14 protein-coding genes are annotated in these 10,857 nt (G+C 53.0%); 2 read left to right on the top strand and 12 right to left on the bottom strand.

Annotation, left to right across the window (positions count from 1 at the left end; translation table 11 throughout):
* Positions 1 to 529 precede the first annotated feature (529 nt).
* From ACUHMQ_RS18990 to ACUHMQ_RS19020, 7 genes are all read right to left on the bottom strand, one after another.
* Entirely contained in the window at positions 530 to 799 is a 270-nt protein-coding gene (locus ACUHMQ_RS18990; protein ID WP_445297029.1) for a hypothetical protein, read from the bottom strand.
* A gap of 15 nt (positions 800 to 814) precedes the next feature.
* Positions 815 to 1,276: a hypothetical protein gene (locus tag ACUHMQ_RS18995; RefSeq protein WP_445297030.1), complete on the bottom strand. Its 462-nt coding sequence runs from the start codon at positions 1,274 to 1,276 to the stop codon at positions 815 to 817.
* Positions 1,277 to 1,836: 560 nt separating this feature from the next.
* Positions 1,837 to 2,589, bottom strand: coding sequence for a DUF6602 domain-containing protein (locus tag ACUHMQ_RS19000; protein ID WP_445297031.1), 753 nt, complete (start codon positions 2,587 to 2,589; stop codon positions 1,837 to 1,839).
* 19 nt (positions 2,590 to 2,608) lie between these two features.
* Positions 2,609 to 3,508, bottom strand: a complete 900-nt coding sequence (locus tag ACUHMQ_RS19005; RefSeq protein ID WP_445297032.1) for a CBASS oligonucleotide cyclase — start codon at positions 3,506 to 3,508, stop codon at positions 2,609 to 2,611.
* Positions 3,508 to 4,008: a hypothetical protein gene (locus ACUHMQ_RS19010; RefSeq protein WP_445297033.1), complete on the bottom strand. Its 501-nt coding sequence runs from the start codon at positions 4,006 to 4,008 to the stop codon at positions 3,508 to 3,510. The genes ACUHMQ_RS19005 and ACUHMQ_RS19010 overlap by 1 nt, the downstream gene beginning before the upstream one ends.
* Positions 4,005 to 4,469, bottom strand: a complete 465-nt coding sequence (locus ACUHMQ_RS19015; RefSeq protein WP_445297034.1) for a CBASS system Cap8 protein — start codon at positions 4,467 to 4,469, stop codon at positions 4,005 to 4,007. Before ACUHMQ_RS19015 ends, ACUHMQ_RS19010 begins: the two co-directional genes overlap by 4 nt.
* A gap of 11 nt (positions 4,470 to 4,480) precedes the next feature.
* Complete coding sequence (locus ACUHMQ_RS19020; protein WP_445297035.1) at positions 4,481 to 5,383, bottom strand: AAA family ATPase; 903 nt, start codon at positions 5,381 to 5,383, stop codon at positions 4,481 to 4,483.
* Between the two features lie 185 nt (positions 5,384 to 5,568).
* Here ACUHMQ_RS19020 and ACUHMQ_RS19025 point away from each other — a divergent pair, with 185 nt between their 5' ends.
* Complete coding sequence (locus ACUHMQ_RS19025) at positions 5,569 to 6,486, top strand: WYL domain-containing protein (protein WP_445297036.1); 918 nt, start codon at positions 5,569 to 5,571, stop codon at positions 6,484 to 6,486.
* Here the strand turns inward: ACUHMQ_RS19025 and ACUHMQ_RS19030 are convergent.
* The 3 genes from ACUHMQ_RS19030 to ACUHMQ_RS19040 are packed head-to-tail and all read right to left on the bottom strand — an operon-like array spanning position 6,418 to position 7,433.
* Positions 6,418 to 6,816, bottom strand: coding sequence for an HAD family hydrolase (locus ACUHMQ_RS19030; protein ID WP_445297037.1), 399 nt, complete (start codon positions 6,814 to 6,816; stop codon positions 6,418 to 6,420). The genes ACUHMQ_RS19025 and ACUHMQ_RS19030 overlap by 69 nt on opposite strands.
* Before the next feature lie 35 nt (positions 6,817 to 6,851).
* Positions 6,852 to 7,085 carry a hypothetical protein gene (locus ACUHMQ_RS19035; protein WP_445297038.1) on the bottom strand — a complete coding sequence of 78 codons (234 nt, stop codon included), beginning with the start codon at positions 7,083 to 7,085 and terminating at the stop codon, positions 6,852 to 6,854.
* 30 nt (positions 7,086 to 7,115) lie between these two features.
* On the bottom strand, positions 7,116 to 7,433 hold the full coding sequence (locus ACUHMQ_RS19040) for a hypothetical protein (RefSeq protein ID WP_445297039.1): 318 nt from the start codon (positions 7,431 to 7,433) through the stop codon (positions 7,116 to 7,118).
* Positions 7,434 to 7,507: 74 nt separating this feature from the next.
* On the opposite strand from ACUHMQ_RS19040, the gene ACUHMQ_RS19045 reads away from it, so the two are divergent.
* The gene (locus tag ACUHMQ_RS19045) at positions 7,508 to 7,747 is read left to right on the top strand and encodes a helix-turn-helix domain-containing protein (RefSeq protein WP_445297040.1); all 240 of its coding nucleotides are present in this window, start codon (positions 7,508 to 7,510) and stop codon (positions 7,745 to 7,747) included.
* On the opposite strand, the gene ACUHMQ_RS19050 is transcribed toward ACUHMQ_RS19045, so the two are convergent.
* Both ACUHMQ_RS19050 and ACUHMQ_RS19055 read right to left on the bottom strand, forming a co-directional pair.
* Positions 7,716 to 9,917, bottom strand: a complete 2,202-nt coding sequence (locus ACUHMQ_RS19050; protein ID WP_445297041.1) for a TniQ family protein — start codon at positions 9,915 to 9,917, stop codon at positions 7,716 to 7,718. The two genes, ACUHMQ_RS19045 and ACUHMQ_RS19050, sit on opposite strands and share 32 nt — an antisense overlap.
* Positions 9,914 to 10,857 (bottom strand): TniB family NTP-binding protein (locus ACUHMQ_RS19055; protein WP_445297042.1); only part of this gene is annotated, 944 nt, incomplete at its 5' end. The genes ACUHMQ_RS19055 and ACUHMQ_RS19050, both read right to left, overlap by 4 nt.

The following is a 10,857-nucleotide window of genomic DNA, read 5'->3' on the forward strand; positions in this document are numbered from 1 at the left end:
TTTTACAACCGCCAACGACGCCACTCTCGGCTAGGTAATTTGGCACCGGCGGTGTTTGCAGAAAAATTCAGCAGGCAATTGGTCTGCATTTGAAGTGGGTGTGTCTACGGTTGTCAGGACAGGTCATTCTTCGAACAAAGATCGCAAGCCCGATAGTAGCCAAGAGACCGGCCAAGATCAAACTTCCCACTCTGTCGAGTGCGGTATTGCGGTCAAGTTGTCATTTCGACGTCAGCGAGCCACAGCCTGACTACTGCCTGTATAGCGAGTTGGTGTACGGTCCATTCCACCTACCCTACCCTCGCCAAGCAAAGATGAACCCGCCCGACAAGCACAGCGGCACCCCCTGCAACAGATATCGGCAGGCATCTGGGTACTTGGCTTCGTCAGCCTTCTGATGGACACATCGGAACTGACCCACAGCCTGCTATCGCTGCTAATGGTCACTACCCTAGGCAAGCGCACTGACCGGACGGCATGGCAGAAATCGGGAACGTCGGGTGTTCTGAAGGAGCAGCTAGCACATACTTCATCTTGGCTTACCCGTGCGATTACCTCTCACAAGGTCCTCTAATCCATCTAGCTCTAGTTTATTTAGACCAGATTTCGATCTGTCAAAACTGTTAACCTCTCCAGAATCTATTTCTTGAGAAGCTTGTGATGTAGTGCTTTTCAAGTTCCCCTTTATTAAGATTAAATTTTGTTGGTCACAAAATATCTGCCCATCTGAAAATTTTTCTGATTTTACAGATTTCTGTTTCTGCATTAAATTTTTCAGTAGTTCTTTACCATCAAGCATAGACAATCAACCTCTTTAAACATTAAAATATTTACTAACATAAATAGCCATACAACCTAATGCCGCCAACACCACTGCAACCAAGAAAACACAATTCAAGATAATATGCAAAGCCCTAATCTCAGAATCTAAATTTGAACCATTATTCTCCACTACCTTAGTACCATCCAGATATTCTCTAATACTCTGAACATTTTCAGCAACATAGTCTGCGCTTTTTTTGAGAGCGAAAATAACCACCCCAATACATATCAAAAACGCCACTCCAGAAATAGCAATTAAAGTTGCTGCAACACAAGGCGGCGATTTCTCTGACACTAGAATAGACAAAACAAAACCCAATCCAGCCACAGAAAGACCCAAAATGGTCTTATCAAGCTCTATTTTGATGTTCACCCAAGTATTGAAACAGATTTCATAATTAATTAGCTGTCGTTCATGTAGGCTTCTTCCTTCCTCAACAATATTTTCCGCCATTAATTCCTCAACAATTCATATATCAATGAATAATAAAATGGCGTCCTATTGGACGCCATCTCTTACATCGGGCGACAGATAATTTTTCATTCGCACATGATAAAAGTCAGTCCCTTAGCTACAAGAACGACATCCACATCTGCTCGATGGCGACACACAATTTTTCATTAGTAGCAGAATACGGCGCATAATTTTTCACTCACGTCACCGTCTTCTACACTATGTGCCGCCACTTTCTGCTCAAGCAGTTATCGCTCGGATTGCGGCCTCCAGTCGTGGGCGACTAGCTGCCCGTAATTTTATGAGCCCACGCTGTCTTGCCATCTGCACCAGCGTCCACTCCTTACCTTTGGTCGGATCAAACACTAAGGAGGCAAGGGATCGGAGCTCTTCGGCACAAACCTCGTCAATCGCCCAGATCAGCCGCAGCCATCACCCGTAAGTTGGGCACCACGAACCCTCACTGCAAAAACTCACCACCAGCAGCGCATGATCTGATCGCAACAAGCGCCACGCTGGGTGATGGGTTCGAAGGGCGTCTAGGACGACGAAGTCGAGAATTATGTGATACCTGGCTTATTAATAATGGCTGCATACGCAGACCAATCTATTGCAGGGGCAGAACCTAGCGACTGAAGCTTAGAGAGGAGTCGAAACAAGAAGTAAATCAAAGCTCCTTCCTTTGGAACAAGCTTCAATGCGCCGTCAAAGTTATCGAATGCCCCATCATTCAATGCGCAGCCACAATCAAGTAGCTCAGGTAGCGAAGACGGGAGATGTTTGTTGAATGATGCCCCGAGTCCATCAGCCCAACTTGACTTTGGCGCAACGATACCCGCGATGATTGGGAACGGGTCCTTAGGCTTGAACGTGCCGCCTGCGTGCGCGATAGCCACCGAAGTACGGTGAAGTTTGCGCACCGAAGCAGCTTTGCCCCCCGCGTACTCTAAATAGTCTTTGTCAAAGTGCGGCTTGGATTCAAATACCGCATACACAGCTTCGGCAGGTATGTATCGATGCTTTTGCTGATCAAGCAACGTAGGAGTGAAATGCCGGTCAAAGATCACAAGATCAATCTGCTCACTACGATTTCCCTCACTGTCTATCACGAACCCTGTTGCGACTTCATAACGGTTAGGAAGATAAGCTCGAAAGATGTCAATCCAGTGATCTTCATTCACACTACCCTGAGTGCCAGCATGTTCGATGGATTGCGACGCACGCTTGATCTTGATAGCCAGTTCAGCTTGCACATCGACGAACGCCTCCTTCATCCATGCCGTATCATCCACAGGACCCGCTTTTTTTGCCATATCTGCTTCCTATCAGCATTCAAGATAATGGAAATTTTGGGCCGAACAACTCTCGCCAAAGGCGAAGTGCTTCACCATTGCGACCCGACCGCACATGATGGATGGCTTCGTTAGCCTGTTGTGTAGCCTGGAGCAGAAGGACTTTTGCTCGCGAGATGCGTGCTACATCCATGGCGTTGCTAATGGGCGGGCCAAGGCCCGCCGGATCTGGCCAAGTATCACCTATGCGGTCAGCTAGAGTAGCGAAGAAACTTTGAATCTCACGATCAAATTGCCCACCCCATCCGCCATGCAGACACTGCAACGCCATAACCTCTATAAGAAATGATGGCTTGATGGGCTTTTCCCCATGCTTGGGGTTGTTGTTCCAGTACTTCAGCATTCTGACCAACCCTTTCCACTCATTTGAGTAGGCTTGGTGGGCTTCAGTGGCTTTACGTGCGTGAATTTCTGGGTTGGTCTTGATCCACTTTGCCGTATCACCATCTGGGATCTCGTAGTTTTCTCCAGCGGCAAACGCCGGCACCACATCGACACTCAGAACGCGGTAATCAGTATTGTCCTCCGAGTCTATGACGATGCCAAAGTCAATGTTGATAGAACGAGTCTGCCGGGTAATAGCCTTAGCACCATACTTTTCCTTTAGCGCCGCCTCATAATCATCTAGAACAATCGCCGCTGACTTAGAGCGGTAGTTTTTCTCCCCATCCTTCATCACGAAAAAGATATCGATATCCTTCAGTGGCTTTGTCTTCGTATGGCGCTTGTAAGAACCCGTCAGGAAATCGCGATCAATAGCAAACTTGGTGCGAATAAATTCCCGGACCTCAGTGTGACGCTCACTTGCGTTTTTCTGCTCGCGCTCATTAAGCTCTAAACGGGATTTGAATTTGCGGAAAGCTTCATCAATTGTCAGCATTATGCTCTCCTCCAATAACCGGCATTTGCCCCCAGACCACTGTGCTCAACCGTAGCACCCAGGCTTTGCTTGACCATGCCATCCGTACTCCGATAGGAAGCCGGTCCCCAGCCCTGGACATCCGGCCGACCTGGTTTGTTCTGAAGGAGAAAGGAATACTTCGCTTGACTAGGAGTGACGCCTGCCTTGCGAATTGCATACTTGAGCTGATCCGTATCAGTCCAAAAGCTTCCGTCACCAGCTGCCCAGGTATAAACCACATCAACATCCCAACGGATGATCAAACTGTCACTCTTGGGGTCATATACTTCGAGAATAGCTCGCTCTAGGTGGCCACTTTCAAGCCACGTCTTTACAGCAAGCAGGTTACTCGTCCAATGGCTGGCAAAATGGTCTGGGTCCAATCCACTGAGTCGAATGATGTCCTTGAGGCTCTTGAGGATATTGTCCGCGACGTAAGTGACAGAATGCGTATAAGAGTAGGTAGCAACTGTAGTCATGACTTCAGAAACTCCTCAATATCCAAGATCAAGGACATTGCCTGCGATTTATGATTGTCACTAACCGAGGCATGCTCCATATCGCGGGCTGTGATGCGATTACTGTGCTTTGCAAGCGCGGTCTCCACCCAATCAAGCTCGTCTTTGGGGCACGGAAGAGAGACTTGCCAATTGCCATTTAACGGATCGAACCCGAGGGCATCTTCACGAGCATCACTCCCATCCACGGCACTGTCGTCATAAATGCAGCAAATCCGGGTTCGGGGACCATCGCAGGTCACAACAATAGGTGCGAATTGTGGTGACCTCTCCGAAATAAGGCTGCAGACAACACCACTGACCGCTCTCAACTCAGCACGCGCCGTCTTGTTCTCAGTAGTAAGGAGATCGACGATTGCATCCCAAGTCTGCGCGGCATCGCGATGAGGAGAACTGCGAAAAGTACGGCTCGCTACGGTCATAATTTCCCTCTTTAGATGCGTTGGATACGTTGCTCTTTGGCGTATCGTGCTGCCGATAGCAAGTTATCGATGGAGAGCGTATTGGGGTTGATAGCAGTCTGAGGATCTACCGCCAATGCATTGGCTACCATCTTGCGAATCGCACGACCATCCAAGCCAACACATGCATTGGCACAATCCCCGAATCTAGGGGATTTGATCAGTCCAGCAACGTCTGGGTATGTTTTCGCGAGACCACCGAGACATGCCCGTAAGATCTGCTCGCATGCAGCCTGATCTGGCAGGGGAATTTCCATGATGAGGTCGCAGCGAGAAGTGAAAGCACTATCCACTGCTTCAGGAAAATTGCTGGTTGCAACGAAAAGTAGGTTGGGATATTGCTCCGCCAGCAAGTCCAGCTGAACCAGCACCGCGTCCGTGGCACGATGGATATCGATGGGGTTGGCATCCAAACTAAGCTTGGACCTATCCACCGCGAGGGTCTCTACCTCATCAAGCAAGACGATGGTGGGGCCGTTCGCCGCAGATTCGGCGATGGACTGAGAAAACAGATCTGAAACCGCACGCTGTGTCTTTCCCATGGCAGAGCTGGTTAGTGAGTGAGGTTCCACTTCAAGAAGCTGCATTCGGGAGTTATGGAATAGCTGGGAGACACGATGCGCCAGCCCCCGAGCTAGAGAAGTTTTCCCGGTGCCCGGTGGACCCACCAACAGAATGACCCCGTGCAAAGGAATCACGTCGCGGCTTACCTTGGGCCGCACCGTGAAATTCATGACTGCTTGTGAGAGCAATTGAGTCTTGTGGCACTCGTCCATAAGGATGGAATCCCAAAGCGCTCCGAGTGCCGGCTCCGGCAAATCCCATCGCCTATGAATACCCTTTGGCAGATTGCTTACATCGTTTCCAAGTCCCATATCACCCTTCTCTTTAGTAACAACTCGTCTTCATCGACTGCCAAACCACTGTCTGACATCTCTAGCGGGTCAGGCAACATCTCCAAATCACAACCAACCAATTAAGATCATTAAACATCATCGTTTTGATTATGTCAACAGATCATTATTTGACTTTGGCAGCGACTGCGACCAGAATTCGGGCCATGGAACAGCATGTGAATCTTTTGCCCCTGCCAACTCTGCAGGGACTCAGCCAAACTCAGCGAGAACGCCTTGCCTTCATTGAATTCCGGCTGTACTTCCTTGGGGATGTGGCTCGTGCTGATGTCATGACACGCTTCGGCCTTGCTCCGGCCGGCGCTACGCGTGACTTTGCGCTCTACAAAGAGCTATTGCCTGCCAACCTCCGCCTCGACGGGGCAACCAAGACTTATGTGATCACTGACAGTTTTGTTCCTGCCTTTGAGCACTCTGTAGAACGGGTACTCACAGCACTGTCTCAAGGCTTCGGGGATGGGCTTGGTCCTGCGACAGGCCCGCTAATCTCGTGTGAAGTACCAGCCTCACTGAATCGTCCACGGCTTGATGTGCTCGCCCCTGTCACCCGAGCAATCCATCGAAAAAAACCAGTACGGATCACCTATACGTCCACATCCAGCGGTACAACTGAGCGAACAATCGTGCCGTTTGCGATGGTGACAGACGGACTTCGATGGCACGTACGAGCCTATGACCGGCATCGCCAGCGATTCTTGGATTTCGTCATTAGCCGAATCGACCAAGCTACCGAGCTGACTGATGACAAAGTTGAGGGCCATGAGCGCAGTTTGCAGGACATTCAATGGAACCGGATTGTTGAACTGGAGCTTGTCCCCCATCCGGGAAGGGAATACCCGGAAATTGCGGAGAAGGACTACGGCATGCAAGACGGCGTGCTGCGTCTGAAAGTGCGGGCAGCCATGGCTGGGTACATCCTTCGGCACTGGCATGTTGACTGCTCCGAAAACCATGAACTGGCTGATAGGGCTTTTCGGTTGTGGCTGCGTGACCCGCTAGTCCTTTATGGCGTCGAGACGGCGGAGCTCGCGCCGGGGTATAAGGCGCCGTCTCGCGCTCAGTAATGTACGTTGAGTTCGCCCATCATTACTTGAAGCGCTAAAGGCTTCCCTCGCGCAATGAGCCGGAGCTTGCATGCCTATCCGCGTAGGGCCCGCCAAATCTGCCTTCACCGAATCACCCACAAAAAGCATTTCTTCAGCTGCACAACCCAGCTGCTGCAGCACATAGGCATAGATTCTCGGGTCAGGCTTGATCGCCTCTACATCATGGCTCCAGGCGTAGCAGTCGATTGGTAGGCTGAGCTGAGTCAAGACCGGAGCAGCGTAAGGTTCTGCACAACACGAGCTTAAGCCCACGATCACGCAGCATCGCCAAGGTGCCGTTGACATCATCGAACAGCCGAATGCTCGATAGCTCAGCCTGAAGATCAGCCTCTAGTTGCTGATGCAAATCTTCCGGCAGAGAAACGCCGAGCCGCCACCGTCGAAAGACTGCCTCGTTGCGCCATCACCAGCGCGACATCGGCCGATTGCGGTTTACGTCCCAGTTCCTCGGCATAGCGTAGCAGCCGCTTGAACGGTGCGCGGCGATCCCGGATTTCCGCCAGGGTGCCAAAGACATCAAACACCACAGCCCGGATTGGCTTCAATACGGTCGCCATACCACCCTTCTCTCATCTCTGAGCAATCGGTCATGCGCTCAACCATTGCCAGATGATTGCGCCCATCAAAAAGAAAATCCCCACCACCACCAGCAATGCAACCAAAGCCACGATCAGCTTGCGGAAGGTATAGCCCAGGCAAAACAGGATCAGCCCGGACACCAGATAGATCACCTTGGCGGTCGTGGCATGTACCGTGAAGTACGCCATCGGACTGAGCCAACCATGCAAAAAATAGATGCCGATCGCCGTTACCACTGCCGGCACTAGCACGTTCATGGTGGATTCGTTGTGCGCGCGCAGCTCCTCGTCGGAGTAAACCGAATCGCCAATGCGATGGAAAGCCATACCTCATCCTCCAGGGGTCATTCTGTTAAATATCCTATTTTGGGATATTTTAGACTGAATGGTCCCATGCGTGGATGAAGTCCATCCACGATCCGCGCTACCGGCAGTTTATCGAGCAGCTCATTGTGCTGCGGGAAGCGCGCGGCACAACCCAGACCCAGCTTGCCGATCTGCTCGACAAGCCGCAGTCCTATGTCGCCAAGGTGGAGAACCTCGACCGCCGTCTGGATGTGGTCGAATTGGCCGATTGGCTGTATGCGCTGAATACACCGCCGCATCAATTCATGACCCAGTTGGCTTGGTGGCACGTTTAACTTCAGTATCTCGCATTACGGCCTCGGCTTCGTCCCAACCCTCCAGCTTTCCCTCCCAGAATGATTCCCACGTCAAACGTGGCGGCCCACCTTTCGCCGCTTCTTCGCCGGGTAATGGCAGCCAATCATGCCGCCTTTGTACGGGCAGTATCGTTTCGCCACGAGCGGCCTCCTCTGTCCAGCTATCTGGAGCCGCTCGCTGTTGTCGCACCAGCTCTCGTATCGCATCGCGCTCATAGAGACGAAGCTGCTTGTATTTACCAAATCGCAACGGCTGTACTAGCCCCTGCTTCTCCAGGTTGAGCATGTGCGTGCGGTGCATGCCCAGTGCCCTTCCGGCCTCCGTCGCTGTGAAATACCGACCACGGAACTGCCTCACCGTCTCGACATCGTCGCGAGTCACGAAGCGCCAAATGCCCAGATCGATCACTTTGATGATTTCGGTTATCACCCAGTTGGAACGGAACCGAGGCACGCCCACGCCGAGTAGCTCGGCTGCAGCATCTATCGACAACAGATCATCACGCTGCAGGGTGCAAGCGAGTTTCCGGTAGGAATCCCGATCAACACGGGTTGGGCGATAGATCTGTGCCGTGCGCTTTAATACGCCCCGGCGCAGCAGCACCGCGACCTGTTGGGTACTGATCCCTAATAGCTCTGCAACCTCGGCTGTCGCGATCCCTTCAGGTTGGGCTTTGCGCTGGTGATCTGCTTTCCGCTTGCGGCCGGTGCGGGTGGGATATTGCGCAATGCCACTCAGCATCTCGGCATTTACGCCAGCCACGTCTGCTCTCTTGAATAGGGAAGTCAGAACACGATCAATGCCGGGACCACCGATGGCTTTGATACCCAGGCTTTTGAGCTTTTCCGCGAGGTTAGTGGCGTTCACACCCCATTCCCGCGCCAATGTGCCAACCGGCGCAAACTGCTGCTCGAAGGTGTTCGCGTCATCAAGCGAAACCATCATCTTGCGACAGCGGTTGACGGTGCGATTCCGGCCAGGGAGCCATTTCGCCGCAATAAGTGAGCGGATCACTTCGGGATGAACCTGCCATCGTGCTCCCAGCATAATCACATCGAGCCAACCGACCTCGGCTACTGGCTCACTTTGATCGCTTCGGACATCCCGCTGAGCATCGGGTACGCGCTGGCGATCCAAATACGCTTCGATCTGGCCGAGCGGGATTTTGGGCTGTCGCCCTCCCTCTGCTGGCCATGGCAGCGCGCCAGTTCGGATCAAGGTCGCCAATTCCGCCGCCGAGACGCGCAGCACGGCGCACACCTCCCGTTTGCTCAGTGCCCCTGCGATGGGCCTACCAGAAGTGTATTGCCACTCCGAGCATGGCACCCTATTCAATACCAGCTCAGCCAACTCGGCGATGGCCGGCTCAGCAGTCAAAAAAGGCAGCATTCGGATGCGGGGATGCGTTGTCTTGTCTTGGGCTAACTGGTCAGCGAGCTGATTAGCAACTGCAGGGCTATCGCTGTACCAGGCAGTAATCATCGCTAGCCGGTCAAACGCCACGTGTGGTGCATCACCCCGGCCGTCGAACTGGCTCAACGCTTCCCAAAAGCTCAGCAAGCAGCCCACCGCAGTAGCGTTGTTCTGCTCAAACAGCGATTCCAGCACGAACAAGGGGAACGGCTTGATTCGAGGAGCCTTCATCGTAGTCAGCGGCGCGTGGCAGTGATTGCAGCGTCGCAAGCAGCCACGGCCGGGGCTCAAGGTTTTGCCGCAAGCCGTGCATCGGTCCAATAGCAAGCAACGATGAGTAATGCAGCCGGCGAAAAGCGAAATCGACCATTGCCGCCGCCAGTACGGCGACTCGCCCAGACACAGCGGGCAGAATCGCGTGCCGTCGAGCGTGAACAGTGACTCTGCCACGGGCAGCGCTCTGAACAACCTTGGGCTACGCGCGGTGGGCCCAGCACGTAGCCACGTTAGATTGGCTGCATGCTCGCCGAGCCCCAGAGCCCGCACCAACTGGCGATAACGTTTGGGATCAGCCCAGTGTGCGATCAGGGACTCCTGACTGGATACAGCACGGATCTGGGAGAGCAACTGAAATACCGAAGCATGGCCATTGGCCTCAGCGGTACGGATCAGCAGACTGGCTGGAGATTCATCGTCATGGGGAATTGGTCGAACGGGGACGGGGTAGGTTTTCATCTGCCCTCCCGCAGTACAGCTGCAAGCGCAGCTGGCGAACTTCTGAATGGGTTGTCCCTGCTCAAGCTGGCCTTCGCCGTGATGCCGGCATCCCAGGCAAAGGCAAAGTCGTCCAAAGTGAGTTGACTGGATTGGACATTGAGCGCAAAACGCGCGGCCTCCTTAACCAGCGCCATGACAAACGCCGGAGAACCGGCAGTTGCAGCATAAATTTGCAGGGCAATGTCGTACCGATCCAGATGCGGCACGGCCTGGAATTGCAGCTTGTGCAGAAGCGTCTGCTTAATCTGGGCGAGGAATGGCAGCAACGACCCAGGTTCTGCCGTAGTCCCGACCCGCAAGGGTAGTAGCGCAAACTCCAGCGGAAAACGTCGCGCAAGCTGGCTGTCGATGGCAAGGATCGGTGCGAACTGGGGCAGTCCAACTAGGCAAAACGTGACCTTGGTCTCGTTGACCAAGGACTTGATCCAGTTGCAAACGTTGCTGTTGACCCGCGTACTGGTTTTACGGATATCGAACAGATGGTGAAATTCGTCTAAGAGCACCAACTTCGTTTCACACTCGGCTAGCAGCTTGCAGAGCCGCTGGGTCATCTGCCCTGCATTCCCGGCCTGCGGACTGGGGTCGTTCAGTTTGGCCAGCAAACTGGCTGCGACGCTTTTGACCGTTGCGGGTGAAGGCACCTCCGCATAAAACGCCGGAATGAGCGTCTTCTCCAGCCGCTGTTCGACTTTGGTCGTGTGGGGCATCTGCGCCAGAATGGCCCGGCAGACTGTGGTCTTACCCATACCGCCATCGGCCAATAGCAGGCTGCCTGTTTGCGCTGATTGAATATTGACCCACCCTGCCGATTGAATATTGACCCAGTGATGGTTGCCGCCGTTTGACCGGCGACTGTGCATAACTATATCTCTACGGGCTAGTCTCACCCGTGGATTTT

The organism is Chitinimonas violaceus, from assembly GCF_052601015.1.